We start from the raw sequence: 24,140 nt of genomic DNA, 5'->3' as shown, positions 1-24,140 counted from the left end.
GCAGACAGGAGCAATTTCAGACATGACGGCTTCCTACGACATCACCCATCACACCTACGACGTTGTCGTCGTGGGCGCTGGCGGCTCCGGCCTCAGGGCCACCCTCGGCATGGCAGAGCAGGGCCTGAAGACAGCCTGCATTTCCAAAGTGTTCCCGACCCGCTCTCACACTGTTGCGGCGCAGGGCGGCATCGCGGCATCGCTTGGCAATATGGGCCCGGACCATTGGCAGTGGCACATGTATGACACGGTGAAAGGGTCCGACTGGCTGGGCGACACCGACGCGATGGAATACCTCGCCCGCGAGGCGCCCAAGGCGGTCTACGAGCTGGAGCATTACGGTGTGCCGTTTTCCCGCACGGAAGAGGGCAAGATCTATCAGCGTCCCTTCGGTGGCCACACGACGGAGTTCGGCGAGGGCCCGCCGGTGCAACGCACCTGCGCCGCCGCCGACCGGACCGGTCACGCCATCCTGCACACGCTTTACGGTCAGAGCCTCAAGCACAACGCGGAATTCTATATCGAGTATTTCGCGACCGACCTGATCATGTCCGAAGATGGCCAGTGCCAGGGTGTCGTCGCCTGGAAGCTGGAAGACGGCACGATGCATGTCTTCAACGCCAAGACCACGGTGCTGGCCACCGGCGGCTATGGGCGGGCCTATTTCTCGGCCACATCGGCCCATACCTGCACCGGCGACGGCGGCGGCATGGTGGCGCGGCAGGGTCTGCCGCTTCAGGACATGGAGTTCGTGCAGTTCCACCCGACCGGCATCTACGGCGCAGGCTGCCTGATCACCGAAGGCGCGCGCGGCGAGGGCGGATACCTCACCAATTCCGAGGGCGAGCGGTTCATGGAACGCTACGCGCCGACCTACAAGGACCTTGCCAGCCGCGACGTGGTCAGCCGCTGCATGACCATGGAGATCCGCGAGGGGCGCGGCGTGGGCGAGAACAAGGATCATATCCACCTGCACCTTAACCACCTGCCGCCGGAGACACTGGATCTGCGCCTGCCGGGTATCTCCGAAAGCGCCCGTATCTTCGCGGGTGTGGATCTGACGAAAGAGCCGATCCCGGTTCTGCCGACGGTGCATTACAACATGGGCGGCATCCCGACCAATTACTGGGGCGAGGTGTTGAACCCGACCAAGAAAAACCCCGATGCGATCGTGCCGGGCCTGATGGCCGTGGGCGAAGCGGGCTGCGCCTCGGTGCATGGGGCGAACCGGCTTGGCTCCAACAGCCTGATCGACCTCGTGGTCTTCGGCCGTGCGGCCGCGATCAAGGCGGGCGAGGTGGTGGACCCGGACGCATCGAACCCGGCGCTGAACCAGGCTTCGCTCGACAAGGCAATCGCCCGTTTCGACGATATCCGCCATGCCGACGGGGGTACGCCCACCGCCGAACTGAGGCTGGAGATGCAGCAGGCCATGCAGTCCGATGCCGCAGTGTTCCGCACCGACAAGACGCTGGCCGAGGGTGTGAACAAGATGGAGGCCATCGCGGCCAAGATCGACGATCTGCATGTCACCGACCGGAGCCTGATCTGGAACTCCGACCTGATGGAAACGCTGGAGCTGACCAACCTGATGCCCAACGCGCTGGCCACGATCGTTGCCGCCGAGGCGCGAAAGGAAAGCCGTGGCGCCCACGCGCACGAGGATTATCCCGACCGGGATGACGAGAACTGGCGCAAGCACAGCCTTGCCGTGGTCGATGGCAACAAGACGACCCTTGATTATCGCCCGGTCCATCTCAATCCGCTTCTCGGCCATAACGAAGGCGGGATAGACATGAAGAAAATCGCGCCCAAGGCGCGCGTGTATTGAGGAGAGACACAGAACTGATGCCACTCCGGACCAGGCACATGGGAGACAGAGATGAGCAGGCGCCGCCGGCATCCGGAGCGGATGCCGCCCCGGTGCGCCTGTCCACGGCTCTCCGCCATGTGGGGTTCGCGATGACGCTCACCACGCTTGCCGCCTGCAACATCGCGCAGGGCACTGCCGACATCATCGCCCGCGATCAGGCCCGGGGCGTCGTGAATGACGTCGTCGCGGAGCGGTTTCCCGGCATAGATGCCACACCGGTGACCGATTGCGTGATCGACAACGCCTCGGCGCAGGAAATCCTCATCGTGGCCGGGGCCGCCGTCACCGGCGTGACCGAGCAGACCAGCCGCACCGTCTCCGGCATTCTGCAGCGTCCCGATACGGTCCTTTGTATCAGCCGCAACGCGCTCGTCTCCCTGGAGGCGTTCGCATGAGACCGCACCTTGTGCTCGCCCTCCTCGCTCTGTTGGCGGCCTGCGGGCCGATGTCGCCCGAACGCGCCTATCAGACCTGCAGCGAACGCGCCCGTGCCGCGGCGGGGCCCACGGGCAGCATTGGCGTCGGCGTGGGATCGGGCGGGCCGACCGCCCGGCTCGAGATCGGGATCACGTCCGACTATCTGGCCGGGCGCGACCCGCAACTGGTCTATGACCGTTGCTTCCGTCAGCTTACAGGCGCCGGTCCGACCCGGCCCCTGATCCTCTGAGCACGGCCCGGCATGACAGAGCTTATCGAGCCCCGCTTCATCTGCATCGGCACCCATCACAAGACCGGTACGATCTGGATGCGCCGCGTGTTTCGGATCATCGCCCGACGGTTGAAGCTGGCCTTCATCTATGGCTTCACCAACTGGCACGAGGGCAAGCATTGCGACGCGGGCCGCGCCATACTGTACAACTGGTCCTCGAAACTGCCCAAGCCGGTCATGGACAGGCCCGATGCACGGATCCTGCATCTGATCCGCGACCCCCGCGATGTGCTTGTCTCGGGGATGCGGTACCATCTTCGCTCTGTCACCCGGGATGAAAAATTTCTGCATCGCGCACGACCGGAACTGAACAATCGCAGTTATCAGGAACACCTGCAGGACCTACCGGATGACGAGGAGCGGCTGCTGTTCGAAATGGAGCACAAGCACCGCGAAACGCTCGATCAGATGCTGGCATGGGATTACACGCGCTCCAACGCGGTCGAAATGCGCTACGAAGAGCTGATCCGTGACACCAGCTGTCAACGGTTCGTCGAAGCCCTCAGCTTTCTCGGGTTTTCGGAGGAAGAAACGGCCCTGGGCAGACGGATCTTCTGGAAACACAGCCTGTTCGGCGGGCTTGCTGGGGCCACGCCACGCGCCAAACGGGTCGATGCGCATATCATGTCAGGGCGCCCTGACCAATGGCGGCAGGCCCTGCCCCGGCGTGTGGCCGAGATATATGCAGAACGCCATGGCGCGGCGCTGGTCCGCCTTGGCTATGAACCCCATCCGACCCGCTGGCTGGCGGAGATGCATCATGCCTGACCTCATCACCCTTTCAGCTACCACCGCTGGCAACCGCGCCTGGCAGGACATATTATCCTTCTTACAAGGAACCGGAGACAACCATGGTTGAACTGACGCTCCCCAAGAACTCCCGCATCCGCACGGGCAAAACCTGGCCCAGGCCCGAGGGCGCCACGAATGTGCGGAAGTTCAGCATCTATCGCTGGAACCCCGATGATGGCGAGAACCCGCGTGTCGACACCTATTTCGTCGATATGGACAGCTGCGGGCCCATGGTTCTGGACGCGCTGATCAAGATCAAGAACGAGATCGACCCCACGCTGACCTTCCGCCGCTCCTGCCGCGAGGGCATTTGCGGCTCATGCGCGATGAACATCGACGGGATCAACACCCTGGCCTGCATCTACGGCATGGACGAGATCAAGGGCGACGTGAAGATCTACCCCCTGCCCCACATGCCCGTGGTCAAGGACCTGATCCCCGATCTCACCCATTTCTACGCCCAACACGCCGCAGTGATGCCCTGGCTGGAGACCAAGACCCAGCGCCCGGAACATGAGTGGCGCCAGTCGATCGAGGACCGCAAGAAGCTTGACGGGCTTTATGAATGCGTGATGTGCGCGTCGTGCTCCACCTCCTGCCCCTCCTATTGGTGGAACGGCGACCGTTATCTGGGGCCCGCCGCGCTGCTGCATGCCTATCGCTGGATCATCGACAGCCGCGATGAGGCCACGGGCGAGCGGTTGGACGATCTGGAAGATCCGTTCAAACTCTACCGCTGCCACACGATCATGAACTGCACCAAGACCTGCCCGAAAGGTCTGAACCCGGCCAAGGCGATTGCCTCGATCAAGCAGATGATGGTCGAACGGGCGCACTGATCCCGGGCCGACACCTCGCAGAGCCGCCGTCATGTGCGGCAGTCATTCTCCGGGGCCCGGCGCAACTGACGCTTTCTTTGGGCGTTGGCCCGCAGCGGTCTGTGTGGACCTCCCGCACAGCGCCGAACACCGTGAGGACCGGGGCAACCATCTCCGCGGCTACCTGCACGGGCAAAGATGCCGGATCCGCCCCGGTCAGGCGACGGCGGATGACAAAGGGGAAAGGGACCGCCTCCTGCATGAAGGCGATCCTCCTTATCAGGCCCCTCGGGCAAGCGCGCCTTTCGTCAGGCCGCCTTCACATATTCGTAGTATTCCGGGGTCTTATCCGCAGGATATGGCGGCTCTGTATAATAGGCCCAGGCGTCTTCCAGACATTTCAGGGCCTCGTCGCTCTTCTGCTCAGTCTCACGTTTGGACATATCAACCTCTTCTGGGTCAGCTCTGTCCTCCCTTGCATCAAAGATACGTGCGGATCGCGATTTGAGCACCGGGTATCTGCACAACGCTGCCATGCGGCCCGCGCAACACGACGCAACGTCGGCGCGGGACAAGTGGAGATGACCCGGTTTACACTCCCAAGGAGGAGGAGACGGAACAATGATCAAGGTCGATACAATCGTCATCGGTGCGGGTTTATCGGGCCTTGTGGCCGCCTTTCACGCGGCCGAACGCGGCCGCAAGGTCGCCATTCTGGATCAGGAAGGCCCGCAATCGCTTGGCGGGCAGGCATGGTGGTCTCTTGGGGGGCTGTTCATGGTGAACACTCCCGAACAGCGGCGAATGGGCCTCAGCGACAGCCGCGATCTGGCGGCGGCCGACTGGTTCGGGGCGGCGGGCTTCGACCGGCCCGAGGATGAAAACCCCCGCAGATGGGCCGATGCCTATCTGGATTTCGCGGCCGGCCCCATGCGCGATTACCTGCATGATCTGGGCATGCGCTGGTTTCCGGTGGTGGGGTGGGCCGAACGCGGCGGATCGCTCGCCCCCGGTCACGGCAACTCCATCCCTCGGTTTCACGTCACATGGGGCACCGGCACCGGTGTGGTGAAACCCTATGCCGAACGCGTCCGAACCCACCCTAAAATCGAGCTGCATTTCCGCCACCGGGTCACCGGCCTCACGCTCGAAGGGGGCCTGTTGAAAGGCGTCGAGGGCGACATTCTTGTGGACGATCCGGCGCCCCGCGGAGCGCCCACCACCCGCCGGGCCGCCGTGCCCTTCCACTATGCCGCCGATACCGTCATCGTGACGACAGGCGGCATCGGTGCCAATCACGATCTCGTCCGCGATTACTGGCCGCGCGAGCGTCTTGGGCCACCGCCCATCAGAATGGTTTCCGGCGTTCCCGACTATGTGGACGGACAGATGCAGCAGACGGTCGAGGCGGCAGGCGCACAGGTCATCAACAGGGATCGGATGTGGCATTACTGCGAGGGCCTTGCCAACTGGAATCCGATCTGGCCCAATCACGGCATCCGCATCCTGCCCGGCCCGTCCTCGATGTGGTTCGATGCAAACGGCGACCGGATGATGGCGCCCTGCTTCCCCGGCTTCGATACGCTAGCCACGCTCAAACGCATTCTGGCCACCGGCCATGAGCATTCATGGTTTATCCTGACCCAGAAAATCATCGAAAAGGAATTCGCCCTTTCCGGCTCGGAGCAGAACCCGGATCTGACCTCCGGCAGATGGTCGGCGGTTCTGAAGGAACGCCTTGGCAGGGGAGCGACCCGTGCGGTTGAGGCATTCAAGGCGAATGGTGAGGATTTTGTCGTCGCCCCCGATCTGGCGACGCTGGTCGAGGGGATGAACAGGATCACTCCGCAAGTCCCGCTCAAGCTCGCCCATATCCACGACCAGATCGCCGCACGAGATGCGCAACTGGGCAACGCGGTCTCCAAGGATGCCCAGATCACGGCCATTCGCGGTGCCCGCGCCTATCTGGGTGACAAACTGATCCGCACCGCCAAACCGCACGCGATCCTCGACCCGAAAAACGGCCCCCTCATCGCCGTCCGTCTGAACATTCTCACGCGGAAATCGCTCGGCGGGCTGCATACGGATCTCAGCGGTCAGGTTCTCCGCCCCGATGGAACGCCCTTTTCCGGGCTCTTCGCGGCCGGCGAGGTGGCGGGCTTCGGCGGTGGCGGCTACCACGGCTATAACGCGCTTGAAGGCACTTTTCTGGGCGGGTGTATCTATTCCGGCAAGGTTGTCGGGGAGTATGTCTGACCCGCGTCATGAGGCATGGCGCAGAGAGAGTTGCCCGAAGTCATCGGTCTCCGCCCTCCGGGAATGAGCCGCCGGTTGGAAGTATCACGCGCTCGTTCGAAGGGCGGTTCACTGCTGGCCGAAATCATGGATTATCTGGCAATGGGTACGTGGCCTTGCAACGCCCCGTCCGGACTCCGACCTGCGGGACGTAGCGATGCGGGACGAAATTGCCCGGCCTCTCGCAGGAACCCTCGTGAGCCAGGAAAGCGCCGGTTTTGCCGATTTCCGCTTGGGGGTGCAAGCCTGCCGGCGGCGGTTTGCGGAACTGGACCCAGAAGCTGTAAAACCCTCTGCATCACGTGCGCATAAACTCATTCACCCCGGAGCTACCCATGTCCGAGCCCGCAGACGCCGCCCAACGCCGCGCCATCGTTCCTGTGATCTGTTATCCAACCGATACGCTCCCACAACCGGACGCAGCCCTGATGCGCGCGGCAACCGAAAAGCTGCAGAAGCGGCACGAGGTGACCGTTCCTCCCCGCGATGCGCGCAGCTTCCATGTCAAGGCAGGCCAGACCTTCCGCATCACCAGCATCGAGGGCCCTCAGGTGGGCGACCTCAATCTCTGGAATGCCGACGATCTGACCGAACGCTTTTTCTCAGGCAAGACCCGTGCGCTTCACGGCACCCATGTAACGACCGGGGATCGGCTCTGGTCCAGTCTGCCCTATCTTCGCCCGATGGCGACCATCGTCGAGGATACTCTTGGCTGGTACGGGCTTGATGCCTATGGCGGCGGCGTTCACGACGTGATCGGAACCCGGTGCGACCCATATACCCACAACCTGCTGTCGGGCGGTCATTATCACCATTGCTGCCACTCCAATCTTACCCGTGCGCTGGCCGAGGAAACCGGTCTCCCTCTCGCCGAAGCCGAGCCGCATATCCACGATGTCCTGAACGTTTTCATGTGCACCGGCTTCACCCGCGACACCGGTCAGTACTTCATGAAAGCGAGCCCTGTACGGCCGGGTGATCACATTGATTTTATGGCAGAAGTCGATCTTGTCGGCGCCCTTTCCGCATGCCCCGGCGGCGATTGCGGCGCGACCCATTCGAGCGATACGGCACCCTGTTTCCCGCTGCTCGTCGAGGTGTTCGACAGCGCGGCGACGCCCGGTTACACGTCTCCCCCGGTCAACGGATATGACAAGACCCATGGGTGCTGACTGTGTCTCAAAAACCACGGGCCCGGATTGCGAAAACCACCCCGAGATTTCCCTTGAATCGAATCCGTCCCGGTCCTACTTGGCGCCCATAGACGCCAACGCACGCGCCTCTGTCGAGGTGGGCTCAACACCCACGCGGTTACGTAGCGACGGTAACGTCTCCCTTTGAAGTGAGCGGTCTGCGCCGGGACACCGGAATGGCCGGGTCTTATGGAGATGACCAATGCACGTAACCCACGCCGATTTTTCGGCGGCTTCTGCCGTCGTACCCTCCTCCCGCCTCGATGCCTTCGTCGCCGCCAACCGCTTCGACAAACCGACCCTCGTGCTCGATATCGACCGGGTCGAGGCTCAGTATCACGCGCTGGCCGCAGGTCTCTCCTCCGCCGACATCCATTATGCCGTAAAGGCCAACCCGGCACGCCAGATCATCGAACGTCTGGTGGCGCTCGGGTCGCATTTCGACGCTGCATCGCGGGGCGAAATCGAGCTCTGCCTCTCCCTTGGTGCGGACCCGGCGCATATCTCGTTCGGCAACACGGTCAAACGCGCGTCGGATATCGCCTTCGCGCATCAGGCCGGGATCGACATCTTCGCCGCTGATGCAGAAGAAGAACTTGAAAAGATTGCGGAAAATGCGCCCGGAGCGCAGGTCTACATCCGCCTGATCGTGGACGCCTCCGGCGCCGACTGGCCGTTGACCCGCAAGTTCGGCACCAGCCGCGACAAGGCCGTGCGTCTGATGAACATGGCCCGCGATCTGGGCCTCGCGCCCGTGGGCGTCTCTTTCCATGTCGGCTCCCAGACCCGCAAGCCCGAGATGTGGGCCGATACGCTCGATCAGGTAGCTGCCATCTGGGCCGAAGCGCTGGATGCGGGCCATGACCTGAGCCTTGTCAATATCGGCGGCGGCTTTCCCGCCTTCTACGGCGATGAGATCGCCCACCCGACCGATTATGCCGCAAAGGTGATGGAGATGGTTCGCGCGCGTTTCGGCGACACACCCCGCGTGATGGCCGAGCCCGGCCGCGGGCTGGTGGCCGAGGCCGGTGTGATCGCCGCCGAGGTGCTGCTGGTTTCACGGAAGTCCGATGATGACCTCTGCCGTTGGGTGTTCCTCGATATCGGCAAGTTTTCCGGTCTGGCCGAAACCATTGACGAGGCGATCCGGTATCAGTTCACCACTGATCGCGACCATGAAGACACTGGCCCCTGCATCCTTGCGGGCCCGTCCTGCGACAGCGCCGACGTGCTTTATGAGAAACGCCCGGTCGCCCTGCCTGTCGGCCTCAAAAGCGGCGACAGGATCGTCATCCGCAATTGCGGTGCCTATACGTCGAGCTACAGCTCGGTGGGCTTCAACGGCTTTCCGCCTCTGGACGTGATCGTGATCTGAGATGGCAAGGGCCCCGAAACCGGGGCCCTTTGCTCAGGTGAAGGCCGCTTCCAGCGCAATCTCCACCATATCGGCAAAACTGGATTGCCGGTCTTCGGATGGCAGTGCTTCGCCGGTGATCAGATGATCGGAAATGGTCAGAACCGCCAGCGCCCGGCGGCCATATCGTGCCGCGAGGGTATAAAGCTCTGCCGCTTCCATTTCGACCGCAAGAATACCGTGACGGGTCATCTGCTCGGTCAGGTCCGGACGTTCGTCGTAAAACACGTCCGACGAGTAGATGCCGCCCACATGGATCGCGCTGCCCTTGGATTGTGCCGCCTTGTACGCTGCCTGCAACAAACCGTAATCCGCACATGGCGCAAAACTCAGGTCTCTGAATATCCCGCGCGATGGCGTGGACATCGTGGACGACGTCATTGCCAACACCACATCCCGGATCTTCACGCTTTCCTGCATCGCGCCCGCCGATCCGATGCGGATCAGGGTTTGCGCACCAAAGTCGCGGATCAACTCATTGGCATAGATCGAGAGGCTGGGCATCCCCATACCTGACCCATGAATCGTAACGCGATTGCCTTTCCAGGTTCCGGTAAACCCCAGCATACCGCGCACTTCGTTGACGCAGACGGGGTTTTCCAGAAACCTTTCGGCGGCCCATTTCGCCCGGAGCGGGTCGCCCGGCATCAAAACCGTTTCGGCGATCTCTCCGGGCTTAGCCCCAATGTGAACGGTCATCTTCTGGGCTCAGATCGCCATATCGTCGAGAGATTTTCCGGACGCAAGCGCCTCCTTGATCCAACCGGGCTGGCGGCCACGGCCGGTCCATGTCTGGCTCGGGTCTTTCGGATTGGCATATTTGGGAGGCGATTTCGGGCCGGAGGTGGATTTGCCGCCAAGAACCTCGTCCAGCGAAAACCCGTGTTCAAGTGCCGCCTTTTGCGCAGCAGCCAGAGCTTCCTTCTTTTTGCGTTTCGCGTAGTCTTTCAGCGCAGCGTCAACTTCCTTTTGCAGGTCCAGCAGTTCCTGCCGCGTCATGCTACTCAATTTCTTCGTCATTTCGGGTGTCCCTATTTTTGGTGCATTGGTGCTAAGCCTGTACACCCATGCATGCAATAGGAACTATTTATGGACATGTCCTTTTAGGCAGTTTTCGACCTATGAGACCATGTTTTTAGGGTTTATTCGGCGGCGACCGGCTTCGGGTCGACCAAGTGAACAATATCCATCATGATTCGATTAAGCTCGAAATCCTTTGGCGTGTAGACTTTCGCCACACCGAAGCTCCTCAATTTCTCCGCGTCTTCCTCCGGAATGATGCCCCCGACGGCCACCGGAATGTGATCCAAGTTTTCGGCCCGCAATCTTGTCATGACCTCCTGGATCAGAGGAACGTGGCTACCGGACAGAATCGACAGGCCAATAACATGGACCTCTCCGGTTTTTGCAGCTGAAACGATTTCTTCCGGCGTCAGGCGAATGCCCTCATAGGCGATATCCATTCCGCAATCCCGCGCGCGGAACGCGATCTGCTCAGCCCCGTTGGAATGCCCGTCCAATCCGGGCTTTCCGACCAGAAACTTCAATCGCCGGCCAAGCCGGTCGCTGGCGGCGTCCACTGCCTGCCGTATCTCGTCAAGTCCGTCCGTCTTGTTGGAGGGATTGCGCGAAACGCCCGTGGGCCCGCGGTATTCGCCATGAACCGCGCGCATGACACCCGCCCATTCGCCCGTGGTCACCCCGGCCTTCGCTGCCGCAATCGATGGCGGCATGATGTTCTCGCCTTTCTCTGCGGCGAGCCGTAGGGCTTCGAGGCTCGATGCAACGGCATCTGCATCGCGCAGGCTCCGCCATTCGTTCAGCCGCGCAATCTGCTCGGCCTCCACCGCCTCGTCCACCACCATGATGCCGCCATCGGCATCCATCAGGGGCGATGGCTCCGTCATGGTAAACCTGTTCACACCGACGACAACCGTGTCGCCTTTTTCGATCCCGTTGACGCGGTCTGCATTGGATTCCACAAGCCGGCCCTTCATGTAATCGATTGCCGCGATCGTCCCGCCCATCGATTCCAGATTGGCCAATTCCGCCCGCGCTCCGTCTTTCAGCGCATCGACCTTGGCCGCGACCACCGGATTGCCGTCAAACAGATCGCCATATTCCAGAAGATCGGTTTCGAACGCCATAATCTGCTGCATCCGCATCGACCATTGCTGATCCCATGGACGCGGCAGCCCCAATGCCTCGTTCCAGGCGGGCAACTGCACGGCGCGGGCGCGGGCATTCTTGCTGAGCGTGACGGCCAGCATTTCGATCAGGATGCGGTAGACATTGTTTTCCGGCTGCTGCTCCGTCAGGCCAAGGGAGTTGACCTGCACACCATAGCGGAACCGGCGATACTTCGGGTCTTCGACGCCATAGCGCTCGGCGCAGATTTCATCCCAGAGATCCACGAAGGCGCGCATTTTGCACATCTCGGTCACAAAGCGGATACCGGCATTCACGAAAAACGATATCCGCCCGACAAGGGCGGGAAAATCCTCCGCCGGCACCCGCGGCTTCAATGCGTCAAGTACGGCCGTCGCCGTGGCCAACGCAAAGGCCAATTCCTGCTCCGGCGTGGCACCGGCTTCCTGCAAATGATAGGAACACACATTCATCGGGTTCCATTTCGGGACATGCGTGTAGCAATACTCGGCCACATCCGCGATCATCTTCAGGCTCGGCTTCGGCGGGCAGATATAGGTTCCGCGGGAAAGATATTCCTTGATCAGATCGTTCTGCACAGTGCCCTGCAACAGGGAGATATCCGCGCCCTGCTCCTCTGCCACGGCGATATAGAGCGCCAGAAGCCAGGGCGCGGTCGCATTGATCGTCATCGACGTGTTCATCTGCTCCAGCGGGATCTGGTCGAAGAGCGTGCGCATGTCACCCAGATGCGCCACTGGAACACCGACCTTGCCGACCTCGCCCCGGGCCAATTCATGGTCGCTGTCATACCCCGTCTGGGTTGGCAGGTCGAAGGCAACCGAAAGACCGGTCTGCCCCTTGGCCAGATTTCCCCGGTAAAGCGCGTTCGAGGCTTGGGCGGTAGAATGGCCGGCATAGGTCCGGATAAGCCAGGGGCGGTCTTTCTGGGCGGTCACGGGGCAGGCCTCCTGAATCAGATGCGGTAATTTTCTTCCGCTCAAAGGCATATATTGATAACTTTATGTCGATGTCAATTCGCTGCGTCGCGGCATTCGGAATGATTGTGCGCAGGCGGCTTTCCTGTCAGGCTTCCCGGCAATGATGGCGACCGTAGAACTGCCCGTCTGGGCCCTGATCCTGATCCTGGCCTTCGCAGCGGTCGCGGCCTTGAACAATGTGCTTGTACCATCGGTGCGCTGGTTCCTGCGCCGCCGCCTTGAGCGCGCGGTGGAGCAGTTGAACACAAGGCTCACCCGGCCGATCCAGCCTTTCAAGCTCGCCCGCCGCAACGATACCGTCCTGCGGCTGATCTACGACCCGGAAGTCGCTCGTGCGATTGTCGAGCATGCCAAGACAAACGGCATCCGCGAGGATGTCGCCGCCCAAACCGCCGAACGTTATGCGCGCGAGATCGTTCCGGGCTTTTCGGCTTTCGCTTATTTCGGCTTTGCGATCCGTGCCGCCAAGTTTCTCAGCCAGTCACTCTACCGTGTCCGCCTGGCTCAGGGCAATGATGCCGCGCTGGAGGCAATCGACCCCGAGGCCACGGTGATTTTCGTCATGAATCACCGCTCGAACATGGATTACGTGCTGGTCACATGGCTGGCGGCGGAACGATCCGCATTGGCCTATGCCGTGGGCGAATGGGCCCGGGTCTGGCCGCTTCGGCAACTCGTGCGCGCGATGGGGGGCTATTTCATCCGGCGGCGGCATAACAATCCGCTCTACCGAAAGGTGCTGGCACGCTACGTGCAAATGGCAACAGAGGCGGGCGTGACCCAGGCCGTTTTCCCGGAGGGGGGACTGTCCCAGACCGGGGCTATGGGCAAACCCAAGCTCGGTCTGATCTCCTACATCCTCGACGGGTTTGTCCCCGGCAGTTCCCGCGACGTGGTTTTTGTCCCCGTGGCGCTGAACTACGACCGGGTCATGGAGGATCGCACCCTGATCGAGGCGCATGCCAACGGCACCCGCCGCTTCCGGTTCAGTCTGAAACCGATCTGGCGTTACGTCTGGCGACAGACATGGCACCGCATCACGGGGCGGTTCCATCGCTATGGTTACGCCGCCGTCAGCTTTGGTTCGCCCCTGAGCCTGACCGATTTCATGGCGCTGGATCACGAGGACCGCCCCGCCGCTCTGGGCGTCGAACTGATGGCGCGGATCGGGCAGGTCATGCCCGTCGTTCCGGTGCCTCTGGTTGCCCATGGCCTGCGGGACGGTGCCAGAAACCGCGCCGAGCTTCGCGATCTGGTCGCGCGCCAGGTCAGAGAGGCCAAAAGCCGAGGCACGGCGGTGCATATCCCGAGAAACGATCTGGACTACACGGTCGAGGTCGGGCTGCGTGCGCTGATCGAACGCGGTATGCTGAGCGATGGTCCGGAGGGCTTTGTGCTGAATCCGGAAGGTGCCGCACTGGTCGCGTATTATGCGGCATCGGTGGCGCATTTGCTGGATGAGCCCACCCTTGAGGATGCCGCGGGGTGAGCGTCGGCGGTACTGGCTTTCCGGCGCAGATTGGCCCGGAATTTCAGGAACGTCACGCCCCGGCGGCCTCAACACATGCGACATAAAATTACGAAATATCATACTTTCGTGTTGCTTTCTTGCGCATCGCCAAATAAATCTCGCATGAGCAGCAATTGATTCCGCAGCGCGGCATTGCCCGCAAAGGACTGAGCATGACGGAGAGCACGATGGCCCTGGACACCCAATCCCCCGCCGCCCCCTACGAGGCGCCGGTGACGGACCTCTACGAGATGGGCGAAATGCCCCCCATGGGCCATGTTCCCGCCAAAATGCATGCCTGGGCGATCCGCCGGGAGCGTCACGGAAACCCGGATACGGCGTTTGAGCTGGAAGTGGTGGATACCCACCAGATCGATTCGAACGAGGTGCTCGTTCTCGTGATGGCCGCAGGGGTCAACTACAACGGGGTCTGGGCCGCGCTTGGCCAGCCGATCAGCCCTTTCGATGGCCATGATCAACCCTATCATATCGCGGGTTCCGACGCCGCAGGCATCGTCTGGGCCGTGGGCGACAAGGTGAAGAACTGGAAGATCGGCGATGAGGTCGTGGTGCATTGCAACCAGGACGATGGCAATGACGAGGAGTGCAACGGCGGCGACCCGATGTTCTCCCCCACGCAGCGGATCTGGGGCTATGAGACCCCCGATGGCGCGTTCTCGCAATTCACCCGCGTTCAGGCGCAGCAGCTCATGCCGCGGCCCAAGCATCTGACCTGGGAAGAAAGCGCCTGCTACACGCTGACGCTGGCCACCGCGTACCGCATGCTTTTCGGCCATCACCCGCACGAGTTGAAGCCGGGACAGAACGTCCTGGTCTGGGGCGCTTCCGGCGGGCTGGGCGTCTATGCGATCCAGCTTGCCACGACGGCAGGCGCCAATGCGATCGCCGTCATCTCTGACGAGGACAAGCGCGATTACGTTCTCGGGCTTGGCGCGAAGGGTGTCATCAACCGCAAGGATTTCAATTGCTGGGGCCAACTGCCCACCGTCGGAACCCCGGAATACAAGGAGTGGTTCAGCGAGGCGCGCAAGTTCGGCAAGGCGATCTGGGACATCACCGGCAAGGGTGTGAACGTGGACATGGTGTTCGAGCATCCCGGCGAGGCGACCTTCCCGGTCTCCACGCTGGTCTGCAAGAAGGGCGGCATGGTGGTGATCTGCGCGGGCACCACCGGCTTCAACTGCACCTTCGATGTGCGGTACATGTGGATGCATCAAAAGCGCCTCCAGGGCAGTCATTTCGCCCATCTGAAACAGGCCGCATCGGCCAACAATCTGATGGTCGAGCGCCGGCTTGACCCCTGCATGTCCGAAGTCTTCCCTTGGGCCGAACTGCCCGACGCACACACCAAGATGCTGCGGAATGAGCACAAACCCGGCAATATGTCGGTGCTTGTTCAGGCGCCGCGCACGGGTCTTCGGACGCTGGAGGACGTGCTGGAGGCCGGCCCCACCCCGAGCTGATGTCGGACACCTATCGCAGCGCCGTGCGGACGGCGCGGCGATAGGTGCGCCCAACCGGCAGCACCCGGCCATCGCGCAAAATGACTACCGGCACGCCGTTCCGATACGCCAGCCCGGTTATGGCATGGCGTGCCGCCCACCATGATCGGTGCAGCCGTACACCGTAGGATCCAAGCGCCTCGGTCGCCTCCTGCAGGCGCGCGCGTATCAATGCCTCTCCCTTCGGCGTTTCGGCCCGCAGATAGTGATCCTGAGCCTGAAGAAGGATCAACTCTCGGCCCAATTCGGCAGGCAGTTGCTCCAACCACGCCGGCTCCTTGGCCAGAGCCTGCTTCGCGGGCTGCACATTGCCAGGCATAGCCAGCGCCTCGGTCAGAAAGGATACGCTCACCGAGATCACCGAGACGTAAGGCAAAAGGCGCAACATCTCGGGCAGCGGCTGGGCACCAAACGTAAAACCATGCGCAAGTGCGATCATCAGCGTTATCGGCAAGCTGGCAACCAGACTTCCGATGAAAACAGAACTTCGCGGACCGATGTTCCATGCTTCACACCAACAGGCGATGACAAAGGTTGTAAAAAATCCCACCCAGTAGATCGGGACGGAAAGCGTCACCCAATAGGCCACCCGAAGGGGTAACGAAAGATCATCGAATGTCCCGAATGGTCCGGTCAGCCCCAGAAGCAGACCCGTGCCCAACAAGCCGGCCCAAAGCCCACCCGAATTTGCAAGACTCCGCGCTTCGGCCAGCGTCTCCGTCAGAATGGTGTCGTTGACGACATTTCCCATGACGTTCGCGCCAATCCTGTTTTTCACCGGGCACCAGGGGTGTAGCCCGACGCCGTGCCGCCCACAACAGTTCCGGGGCGCGCCCTGTCCTTCCCGTCAACGGAGCTAACCATGCCCACTCATTATTTCTATTTGATCGCATCCGTTCTGGCAGAGGCCATCGGGTATTCTGCCCTCAATGCCAGTGCGCAGTTCACGCGGCTTTGGCCGTCTTTGATCGTGATCGCTGGTCTGGGCGGTTCTTTCTATTTCTTGACCTTGGCACTGAAATACATGCCGCTCGGGATCACCTACGCGCTTGCCTCGGGGCTTGGTATCATCTTCGTGGCCGGGGCTGGCGTTCTGGTCTTCGGCCAAAAGCTCGATGGGCCGGCCATCGTCGGTCTGGCCCTTATCGGCGCGGGCATCGTGGTCATCAATGCTCTGTCAGATATGACCCTGCACTGACCTGCCTCAAATCGGCTCCCTCCCTCGAATGGGCTGCCCGGCGTCTGATTGTTGAAGCGGTGAGACGTCGCGCCGGGGTGGAGGCATATTCAGCCTCGAAAAATCTAGGAACAGTATCTTCAAAACAGTGGTCTGGATGGTTTTATGAGCCTGGCTTCCCGGTCAAAATCCCGCTTGCCAACCGTCCTCAATCTTCCGCCGCGGCGCGGATCGCGCGGATGTTCTCGCCATAGACCTGCGGCCGCTCGACCGAACCGCCCTTGAACACGGCAGATCCCGCCACCAGCACATCCGCCCCCGCACCGGCGACAAGGGGCGCGGTGGCGGGATCGATCCCGCCATCCACTTCGATATGGATCGGTCTGTCGCCCACCATGGCACGCGCCTCGGCGACCTTTTCCACCATCGAACGGGTGAACTTCTGCCCTCCGAACCCGGGGTTGATCGTCATCACCAGGATCAGGTCGATGGCATCGAGGATATGGGCGATATGGCTCAGCGGCGTGGTCATGTTCAGCGCCACGCCGGCCTTTGCCCCGTGGCCGCGAATACTCTGCAGTGTGCGGTGCAGATGCGGCCCGGCCTCCGCATGCACGGTGATCATATCCGAACCCGCCTTCGCGAAGGCCTCGATATAGGGATCAGCCGGAGCAATCATCAGATGCACATCCATGAATGTCGTCACATGGGGCCGGATCGCGGCTACGACATTCGGCCCGATGGTCAGATTCGGAACGAAATGCCCATCCATCGGGTCCACGTGGATCCAATCCGCACCTTCGGCCTCCACCGCGCGGATCTCTGCACCCAGATTGGCGAAATCCGCGGACAGGATGGACGGTGCGATTTTGATCGAACGGTCGAAGGGCATGGGCGGCGAGTCCTTATCTCTGGCAGCGCCTTCCTGTTAACGTGGCGCGGCGGGGCTGTCACGCGCCCCTTGCCCAAACGCTGCGCAGCGGCCACGGTGACACCGCACAACACGCGGGGACCCATGATGAATCTGGCACCTTGGATGGCCCTTGCCGCCATCGCATTGGGCGGCGTCGCAATTGCCGTTCAGGCCCCGATCAACAGCCGGCTTGCCGGACATGTGGGCGATCCGGTGGCTGCCGCGGCGATCTCGTTTCTTGTGGGGTTTCTGGTGCTTGGCTCCATCGTTGTGGCGCGGGGCACGATGCCTGGGCTTGACGCGATGGCCAATACGCCCTGGTGGGCCTGGACAGGCGGGGCCCTTGGCGCGATCTATGTCTGGGCCGCGGTCTGGAGCGTGTCGACGCTTGGCGTCGTCACCATGGTGGCGGCCCTGATCTTCGGGCAACTGACCGCAGCGCTCATTCTGGATACCGTCGGCGCCTTTGGCCTTCAAGTGCGCGAAATCAGCTGGACCCGCATCCTCGCCGTCGCCTTCGTGGCGGTCGGGCTGATCCTTTCCCGGCTGTGACACGCAAGTTTTTGACCAAATGGTCAAGCTTGTCTTTGCCGCGCCGACATGAGACGCTGAGCGAACCGTCCACATTGGCTCAGTTTACTCTCGTGACACACGCTCCGACCCAAACCGCCAGCACCTTGACCGACCCACAACTGCCGCAGGTCCATGAGCCGCGCAACGCCGGCATGCCGCTTGATCTGGATTGGGTCGCGCGGGTGCAGGCCAACACCTCCGCCATTGAACGCCGGGCGGCCAGCCTGCCGGGCCGCCGGACGGTCAAGAAGACATATCAGGCCGCGTGGCTGGCCCGGGCCATCACCCTGATCGATCTTACCACACTTGCCGGAGACGACACGCCAGGCCGGGTCAGGCGCCTTTGCGCCAAGGCCCGCCAACCGGTCCGGGCCGATCTGCTCGACACACTTGGTCTGCCGCCGATCACCACCGGGGCCGTCTGCGTCTATCACGACATGGTCGAAACCGCCGTCGAAGCGCTGCGGGGCTCGGGCATTCCGGTCGCCGCCGTATCCACGGGCTTCCCCGCCGGTCTGTCGCCCTTCCATCTGCGGGTGGCCGAGATCACGGAAAGCGTGAAGGCAGGTGCGGCCGAGATCGACATTGTCATCTCCCGCCGCCATGTCCTGACCGGCAACTGGCAGGCGCTCTATGACGAGATGAAGGAGTTCCGCGCCGCCTGCGGCGAAGCGCATGTCAAGGCGATCCTTGCCACCGGAGAGCTTGGCACGCTGCGCAATGTCGCCCGCGCCTCGCTCGTCTGCATGATGGCAGGGGCCGATTTCATCAAGACCTCCACCGGCAAGGAAAGCGTCAACGCAACCCTGCCCGTCTCTCTCACCATGGTCCGCGCGATCCGCGCCTATGAGGCCGCGACCGGCATCAAGGTGGGCTACAAACCGGCGGGCGGGATTTCCAAGGCCAAGGACGCGCTTGTCTACATGGCGCTGATGAAAGAGGAACTGGGCAACCGCTGGCTTCAGCCCGACCTCTTCCGCTTCGGCGCAAGCAGCCTTCTGGGCGATATCGAACGGCAGCTGGAACACCACGCAACCGGCGCCTATTCCGCGTCCTACCGGCATCCGATGGCCTGACCCGCCATGATGTTCAGCTTCAACACGGTCATCCTGATCCTGCTGACACTCTACGTGATCTGGATGGGGTTTTCGGAGTATCGCAAGGAAAAAACCTCCGCCGCGTCCCTGACCGATGCGCAACTGAAACGCTTCAACGAGACCTACACCTTCGGGCGCCCGCCGGAGGAGTATGCCGATGACATCCGCGCCCATGCCGTCCTTGCGCAGCGCGCGCGCATCCGAAAAACAGCCGCAATCGTCATCCTGATCGCCGTCCTTTTTATCTTCCTCTTCATGGGGCCCTGACATGACCACCCGCGAAATCTTCGAGACGATGGACTATGGCCCTGCTCCTGAAAGCAGCGCCGAGGCTTTGGCCTGGATTGCTGCAAAGGGCCCTGCCTTCGGGGCGTTCATCGATGGCGCCTTCGCGAAACCGGGCGAGACATTCGCAACCAGAAACCCGGCCACGGGCGCCGAACTGGCCCGGATCACCCAAAGCTCCGCCGAGCAGGTGGACAAAGCCGTTACCGCCGCACGGCGTGCCTTTCCCGGGTGGTCGAAACTCAGCGGCCACCAGCGCGCCCGCCACCTCTATGCACTGGCGCGCCTTCTGCAAAAACATGCGCGCCTTTTCGCCGTGCTCGAGTCCCTCGACAACGGTAAGCCGATCCGCGAGGCACGCGACATCGACGTGCCGCTGGCCCAGCGGCATTTCTACTACCACGCGGGTCTTGCCCAGCTGCTGGACGACGAAATGCCCGGCCACGCCCCGCTTGGGGTCTGCGGGCAGGTCATCCCATGGAACTTCCCGCTGCTGATGCTTTCTTGGAAGATCGCGCCGGCGCTGGCCGCCGGCAATACGGTCGTTCTCAAACCGGCTGAATACACCTCTCTCACCGCGTTGCTGTTTGCCGATATCTGCCGGGAGGCCGGCCTGCCCAAAGGCGTGGTCAACATCGTGACCGGCGACGGGCGAACCGGCGAGGCGCTGACCACGCACCCGGATGTGAACAAGGTCGCCTTCACCGGATCCACCGAGGTTGGCCGCCGGATCAGGCAGGCCACGGCGGGGTCCGGAAAATCCCTGACGCTCGAACTGGGCGGGAAATCCCCCTACATTGTTTTCGACGATGCCGATATCGACAGCGCCATCGAGGGGCTGGTGGATGCCATCTGGTTCAACCAAGGCCAGGTCTGCTGCGCAGGGTCCCGACTTCTTGTGCAAGAAGGCATTGCCGCGGATTTTCATGCACGGCTCAAGGCAAGAATGGATAAGCTGCGCCTTGGCGATCCGCTGGACAAATCCATCGATGTGGGCGCGGTCGTGGACCCGGTCCAGCACGCCACGATCACCCGGCTGGTCGACCGCAACACCGAGGGCGAGACCTACCGCGCGGCCACACCGGTGCCTGAACAGGGATGTTTCTACCCGCCGACGCTGATCACCGGCCTGTCGCCCGCCGCCCCGCTGATGCAGGAGGAAATCTTTGGCCCCGTGCTAGTCTCCACCACCTTCCGCACGCCTTCGGAAGCCGTGGAGATTGCCAACAACACCCGTTACGGGCTGGCCGCCACGGTCTGGACCGAAAACCTGAACCTCGCGCTTGACGTGGCGCCGAAACTGGCCGCCGGAGTGGTCTGGGTGAATGCCACCAACCTCTTCGACGCGGCGGCGCCTTTCGGCGGTGTGCGCGAAAGCGGCTTTGGCCGCGAAGGCGGATGGGAGGGGCTGCTGGCCTATCTCGAACCCGCCCTGAAAACGAAGCCGTTGAAGCCGGCCGATCCCGTTCCGGCTCCCGACAGGCCCGATGCCCCCGGTCTCGACCGCACCGCCAAGATGTATGTCGGCGGCAAACAGGCCCGGCCCGATGGCGGATACTCGCAACCGGTCTGGTCCGCCAAGGGCAGGCTTCTTGGTCATATGGGGCTGGGCAATCGCAAGGATATCCGCAACGCGGTGGAGGCCGCCCGCGGCGCGGCGGCATGGGCCCGAACCACGGGCCATCTTCGCGCGCAGATCCTCTATTATATCGGCGAGAACCTGTCCGCACGGTCAGCAGAGTTCGCGGCCCGCATCCGCGATCTGACCGGCGTTAATGCCAAAACCGCCGAGGCAGAGGTGGATGTGGCCATCGACCGCCTCTTTACCTACGCTGCGTGGGCCGACAAGTTCGACGGCACTGCGAAATCCGTCCCGATCCGGGGTATCGCGCTTGCGATGACCGAACCGGTCGGTGTGATCGGCGCTCTGGCTCCCGACGATGCGCCGCTTCTGGGAGCGCTTTCCGTTATCGCGCCCGCCATCGCCATGGGCAATCGGATCGTCCTGGTGCCAAGCTATGCGGCGCCGCTTGCCGCCACCGATCTCTACCAGGTGCTCGACACGTCGGATCTACCCGGCGGTGTGGTCAATATCGTAACCGGCGATCCCGCCGATCTCGCCGAACCGCTTGCCAGTCACATGGATGTGGACGCGATCTGGGCCTTCACACCCCATGTCAGTGCGGAGGCCGTCGAAAGAGCCTCCGCCTCCAATCTCAAAAGAAGCTGGGTACATGACGGGCATGGGATCGACTGGATGGGCAAATCGGGCGAAGGCAGGCGCTTTCTGCAGGCCGCCACAGAGATCAAGACGATCTGGGTGCCCTACGGCGAGTAAGATACCGGAGCGACGGAAAAGCCCTACCGGGGAAGGGCACCTCCGGCCGGGCTATCCGTGACGCAGCGACCGATGGAAATCCTGCCCCCGCCGTCCATTCCGGGCAGACCCGGCTGACAAGCGCCAGAGGCGGCAAGGAACGGTTTGCTGTCGTGCTGCCGCCCGCGTCATCGGCGCCCGGCCATCCAGTCTCGCAGCTTTGCCCAGCGCACGGCGGTTCGATCCACCGTCGGTTCGATCACCCGGTCCTCGAATCGTTCCCACATGCGCCAGATGAAGAACAGGATCAGCGCCAGCAGCGCCAGGATGATGACATTGAGCCACGGGAACAGGCTGACATCGGGGCCGTCCACCGGTCGCAGCGCGACGGCATTCGGATAGGTGGACAGAAATCTCGACCGCCAGCCGTAATGGGTGATGGCGACCCATTGCGGGGCGGCCGCCGTCGAACTCAGATTGCTGGCCTCGGCCTGCAGGTCGGCACTGTCCAGCTTGAAATATGGCGGCCAGCCAAATCCGGTATCCTCGTTGCGATAGACCATGACCGACCCGTCTTCCCGGATCGTATTGATCAGCCTCAGGTCGCGATTGCCGCTATCGGCGTTGCCGCTGTCCGGTTGGGCGTAGAAAATCCTGTTCCAGCCCGAAAAATCCTGCCGGATGATCTCCGTGTCGGTGATCCGCGCGATGTCACGGCCCGGTAGCGTGTAATGCATGAAGCCGCCGATGATCAGCGCCAAAATCAGCAGAAAGATTATTCGCGGCCAGCGCATGGCTCAGTGCCCCTTGTTCAATTGGTAACGTACACAAACACGCTCAGCGCGGTGATCGGCAGCACGTAGACGAAGAGGATCAGCCACCTGCTGATCCGTCGCGCCTTGGGGGCCACGCGCTCGTCGACCCATGTATCCCGATCTCCCGGCCGGCCTTCCATTACCCAGTCTTCCTCAAGCCGTTCCCGCACACCCGAACGCCAGTAGAGGAACACGCAGACATACACCAATGTCAGCACAACAATAAGGATGATCGCCATCCGGCCGATATTCAGCATGCGGCACTCCCGGTCTCGCGCGTTTTCATAACCCCTTATATGGGGGCCCGAAAGGGCTTTGGCAGGGCTTGCGGCGCAAGTCTCATGAGCGCAAGTTGCAAAAATGACCGACAGCACCCGCCTTTTCGACGAAATCGCCGCCCGCCGTGACGATCTGATCGCGCTGACCCAGGATCTGATCCGCATTCCCACGCTGAACCCGCCCGGTCGCAACTACCGGGAGATTTGCGACTATCTCTCCGCGCGGTTGAGCCGTTCCGGCTTTGCCGTCGAACTGATCCGCGCCGTCGGCGCGCCGGCGGATAGTGAAACCCATCCCCGCTGGAATCTCGTCGCCCGCCATGAGGGACGAACACCCGGTGACTGCGTTCATTTCAACTCTCACCATGATGTGGTCGAGATCGGCCATGGCTGGACGATGGAACCCTTTGGCGGCCAGATGAAGAATGGCCGGATCTACGGCCGCGGCGCGTGCGACATGAAAGGCGGGCTCGCCACCTCGATCGTCGCTGCGGAGGCTTTCATCTCAGCCTGTCCGGACTATCGCGGAGCCATCGAGATCAGCGCGACGGCGGATGAGGAATCGGGCGGCTTCGGCGGTGTCGCCTATCTGGCCGAACAGGGATATTTCGACCCCTCACGGGTGCAGCATGTGATTATACCCGAGCCGCTCAACAAGGATCGGATCTGTCTCGGCCATCGGGGCGTCTGGTGGGCGGAGATCGAAACCCATGGCCGGATTGCCCATGGCTCGATGCCGTTTCTGGGTGACTGCGCGGTTCGCCACATGGGCGCGGTTCTGGAGGAGATGGAGCGGCATCTGTTCCCGCTTCTGGCCAGCAAGCGCACGGCGATGCCGGTAGTGCCGGACGGGGCCCGACAGTCCACGCTCAACATCAATGCGATCCATGGCGGCGAACCGGTGCAGGAAGACGGCTATACCGGCTTCCCTTCTCCCTGCGTGCCGGATCGGTGCCGGATCACCATAGATCGCCGCTTCCTCATAGAAGAGGATATCTCGGAGGTGAGAGCCGAAATCACCGCAATGCTGGAGAAGATAAAGACGGAACGCCCGAAATTCAGCTACGAGATCCGTGACCTGTTCGAGGTTCAGCCGACGATGACGGACGAAGATGCGCCGGTGGTCAGAACCGTGCAGGCCGCCATCGAAAAGGTGCTGTCGAAACAGGCGGAGTTCGTGGTTTCCCCCGGGACGTATGACCAGAAACATATCGACCGGATCGGTCGGCTGAAGAACTGTATCGCATATGGGCCCGGTATTCTCGATCTGGCTCACCAACCCGATGAATGGGTCGGCGTCGACGATATGGCAGACAGCGCCAAGGTCATGGCGCTGACGCTGTTGGAACTGCTGGGCAACGGTTAGGGTGCCCACTCAACAGGAATGCATGCCCCCTCGTCACTGCCGC

General features: G+C 62.2%; 24 protein-coding genes. 16 read left to right on the top strand and 8 right to left on the bottom strand.

Annotation, left to right across the window (positions count from 1 at the left end; translation table 11 throughout):
* Nucleotides 1–22 precede the first annotated feature (22 nt).
* From sdhA to D9R08_RS03170, 5 genes are all read left to right on the top strand, one after another.
* Nucleotides 23–1,831 carry a succinate dehydrogenase flavoprotein subunit gene (gene sdhA, locus D9R08_RS03190; RefSeq protein WP_121896525.1) on the top strand — a complete coding sequence of 603 codons (1,809 nt, stop codon included), beginning with the start codon at nucleotides 23–25 and terminating at the stop codon, nucleotides 1,829–1,831.
* Between the two features lie 38 nt (nucleotides 1,832–1,869).
* Entirely contained in the window at nucleotides 1,870–2,268 is a 399-nt protein-coding gene (locus D9R08_RS03185) for a succinate dehydrogenase (protein ID WP_233557193.1), read from the top strand.
* Entirely contained in the window at nucleotides 2,265–2,540 is a 276-nt protein-coding gene (locus tag D9R08_RS03180; RefSeq protein ID WP_121896524.1) for a hypothetical protein, read from the top strand. Before D9R08_RS03185 ends, D9R08_RS03180 begins: the two co-directional genes overlap by 4 nt.
* Before the next feature lie 12 nt (nucleotides 2,541–2,552).
* Nucleotides 2,553–3,350 carry a sulfotransferase domain-containing protein gene (locus tag D9R08_RS03175; protein ID WP_121896523.1) on the top strand — a complete coding sequence of 266 codons (798 nt, stop codon included), beginning with the start codon at nucleotides 2,553–2,555 and terminating at the stop codon, nucleotides 3,348–3,350.
* Nucleotides 3,351–3,433: 83 nt separating this feature from the next.
* Complete coding sequence (locus tag D9R08_RS03170; protein ID WP_121896522.1) at nucleotides 3,434–4,213, top strand: succinate dehydrogenase iron-sulfur subunit; 780 nt, start codon at nucleotides 3,434–3,436, stop codon at nucleotides 4,211–4,213.
* A 287-nt stretch (nucleotides 4,214–4,500) separates the two neighbouring features.
* On the opposite strand, the gene D9R08_RS19500 is transcribed toward D9R08_RS03170, so the two are convergent.
* Nucleotides 4,501–4,635, bottom strand: coding sequence for a hypothetical protein (locus D9R08_RS19500; RefSeq protein ID WP_267898145.1), 135 nt, complete (start codon nucleotides 4,633–4,635; stop codon nucleotides 4,501–4,503).
* A 178-nt stretch (nucleotides 4,636–4,813) separates the two neighbouring features.
* On the opposite strand from D9R08_RS19500, the gene D9R08_RS03165 reads away from it, so the two are divergent.
* From D9R08_RS03165 to D9R08_RS03155, 3 genes are all read left to right on the top strand, one after another.
* Nucleotides 4,814–6,448 (top strand): FAD-binding dehydrogenase, encoded by a 1,635-nt coding sequence (locus tag D9R08_RS03165; protein ID WP_121896521.1) that lies wholly within the window; start codon nucleotides 4,814–4,816, stop codon nucleotides 6,446–6,448.
* Nucleotides 6,449–6,822: 374 nt separating this feature from the next.
* The gene (locus D9R08_RS03160) at nucleotides 6,823–7,659 is read left to right on the top strand and encodes an urea carboxylase-associated family protein (protein WP_121896520.1); all 837 of its coding nucleotides are present in this window, start codon (nucleotides 6,823–6,825) and stop codon (nucleotides 7,657–7,659) included.
* Nucleotides 7,660–7,882: 223 nt separating this feature from the next.
* Nucleotides 7,883–9,055 (top strand): type III PLP-dependent enzyme, encoded by a 1,173-nt coding sequence (locus D9R08_RS03155; protein WP_121896519.1) that lies wholly within the window; start codon nucleotides 7,883–7,885, stop codon nucleotides 9,053–9,055.
* A gap of 33 nt (nucleotides 9,056–9,088) precedes the next feature.
* Here D9R08_RS03155 and deoD read toward each other — a convergent pair whose 3' ends face one another.
* The 3 genes from deoD to D9R08_RS03140 all read right to left on the bottom strand — a co-directional run bounded on the left by deoD (nucleotide 9,089) and on the right by D9R08_RS03140 (nucleotide 12,201).
* A complete protein-coding gene (gene deoD / locus D9R08_RS03150; RefSeq protein WP_121896518.1) occupies nucleotides 9,089–9,793 on the bottom strand; it encodes a purine-nucleoside phosphorylase in 705 nt (234 codons plus the stop codon).
* 9 nt (nucleotides 9,794–9,802) lie between these two features.
* Entirely contained in the window at nucleotides 9,803–10,114 is a 312-nt protein-coding gene (locus D9R08_RS03145) for an H-NS histone family protein (protein WP_121896517.1), read from the bottom strand.
* A gap of 122 nt (nucleotides 10,115–10,236) precedes the next feature.
* The gene (locus tag D9R08_RS03140; protein WP_233557192.1) at nucleotides 10,237–12,201 is read right to left on the bottom strand and encodes a protein meaA; all 1,965 of its coding nucleotides are present in this window, start codon (nucleotides 12,199–12,201) and stop codon (nucleotides 10,237–10,239) included.
* A 142-nt stretch (nucleotides 12,202–12,343) separates the two neighbouring features.
* Between D9R08_RS03140 and D9R08_RS03135 the strand changes: the two genes are divergently transcribed.
* A complete protein-coding gene (locus tag D9R08_RS03135) occupies nucleotides 12,344–13,732 on the top strand; it encodes a 1-acyl-sn-glycerol-3-phosphate acyltransferase (RefSeq protein ID WP_121896515.1) in 1,389 nt (462 codons plus the stop codon).
* 209 nt (nucleotides 13,733–13,941) lie between these two features.
* Nucleotides 13,942–15,237, top strand: coding sequence for a crotonyl-CoA carboxylase/reductase (ccrA, locus tag D9R08_RS03130; protein ID WP_121896824.1), 1,296 nt, complete (start codon nucleotides 13,942–13,944; stop codon nucleotides 15,235–15,237).
* 10 nt (nucleotides 15,238–15,247) lie between these two features.
* Here the strand turns inward: ccrA and D9R08_RS03125 are convergent, their stop codons facing one another.
* Nucleotides 15,248–16,027 carry a LytTR family DNA-binding domain-containing protein gene (locus tag D9R08_RS03125; protein ID WP_121896514.1) on the bottom strand — a complete coding sequence of 260 codons (780 nt, stop codon included), beginning with the start codon at nucleotides 16,025–16,027 and terminating at the stop codon, nucleotides 15,248–15,250.
* A 111-nt stretch (nucleotides 16,028–16,138) separates the two neighbouring features.
* On the opposite strand from D9R08_RS03125, the gene D9R08_RS03120 reads away from it, so the two are divergent.
* Nucleotides 16,139–16,474: a DMT family transporter gene (locus D9R08_RS03120; RefSeq protein ID WP_121896513.1), complete on the top strand. Its 336-nt coding sequence runs from the start codon at nucleotides 16,139–16,141 to the stop codon at nucleotides 16,472–16,474.
* 187 nt (nucleotides 16,475–16,661) lie between these two features.
* Here D9R08_RS03120 and rpe read toward each other — a convergent pair whose 3' ends face one another.
* On the bottom strand, nucleotides 16,662–17,345 hold the full coding sequence (rpe, locus tag D9R08_RS03115) for a ribulose-phosphate 3-epimerase (RefSeq protein WP_121896512.1): 684 nt from the start codon (nucleotides 17,343–17,345) through the stop codon (nucleotides 16,662–16,664).
* A 126-nt stretch (nucleotides 17,346–17,471) separates the two neighbouring features.
* On the opposite strand from rpe, the gene D9R08_RS03110 reads away from it, so the two are divergent.
* From D9R08_RS03110 to D9R08_RS03095, 4 genes are all read left to right on the top strand, one after another.
* On the top strand, nucleotides 17,472–17,918 hold the full coding sequence (locus tag D9R08_RS03110) for a DMT family transporter (protein WP_199709217.1): 447 nt from the start codon (nucleotides 17,472–17,474) through the stop codon (nucleotides 17,916–17,918).
* 173 nt (nucleotides 17,919–18,091) lie between these two features.
* Nucleotides 18,092–19,015, top strand: coding sequence for a deoxyribose-phosphate aldolase (gene deoC, locus D9R08_RS03105; protein WP_121896511.1), 924 nt, complete (start codon nucleotides 18,092–18,094; stop codon nucleotides 19,013–19,015).
* 6 nt (nucleotides 19,016–19,021) lie between these two features.
* A complete protein-coding gene (locus D9R08_RS03100; protein WP_121896510.1) occupies nucleotides 19,022–19,303 on the top strand; it encodes a hypothetical protein in 282 nt (93 codons plus the stop codon).
* Between the two features lies 1 nt (nucleotide 19,304).
* On the top strand, nucleotides 19,305–21,659 hold the full coding sequence (locus D9R08_RS03095) for an aldehyde dehydrogenase family protein (protein ID WP_121896509.1): 2,355 nt from the start codon (nucleotides 19,305–19,307) through the stop codon (nucleotides 21,657–21,659).
* 167 nt (nucleotides 21,660–21,826) lie between these two features.
* Here D9R08_RS03095 and D9R08_RS03090 read toward each other — a convergent pair whose 3' ends face one another.
* Both D9R08_RS03090 and D9R08_RS03085 read right to left on the bottom strand, forming a co-directional pair.
* The gene (locus tag D9R08_RS03090; protein WP_121896508.1) at nucleotides 21,827–22,432 is read right to left on the bottom strand and encodes a DUF1523 family protein; all 606 of its coding nucleotides are present in this window, start codon (nucleotides 22,430–22,432) and stop codon (nucleotides 21,827–21,829) included.
* A gap of 17 nt (nucleotides 22,433–22,449) precedes the next feature.
* Nucleotides 22,450–22,710, bottom strand: a complete 261-nt coding sequence (locus D9R08_RS03085; RefSeq protein ID WP_121896507.1) for a hypothetical protein — start codon at nucleotides 22,708–22,710, stop codon at nucleotides 22,450–22,452.
* 103 nt (nucleotides 22,711–22,813) lie between these two features.
* Between D9R08_RS03085 and D9R08_RS03080 the strand changes: the two genes are divergently transcribed.
* Nucleotides 22,814–24,097: an acetylornithine deacetylase/succinyl-diaminopimelate desuccinylase family protein gene (locus D9R08_RS03080; protein WP_121896506.1), complete on the top strand. Its 1,284-nt coding sequence runs from the start codon at nucleotides 22,814–22,816 to the stop codon at nucleotides 24,095–24,097.
* The last annotated feature ends 43 nt before the right edge of the window (nucleotides 24,098–24,140 follow it).

It is taken from the genome of Rhodophyticola porphyridii (assembly GCF_003688285.1).
Classification (GTDB): Bacteria; Pseudomonadota; Alphaproteobacteria; order Rhodobacterales; family Rhodobacteraceae; genus Rhodophyticola; species Rhodophyticola porphyridii.
Note: the sequence above shows the minus strand (reverse complement) of the source record. Positions and strands in the feature narration are given on the sequence as shown.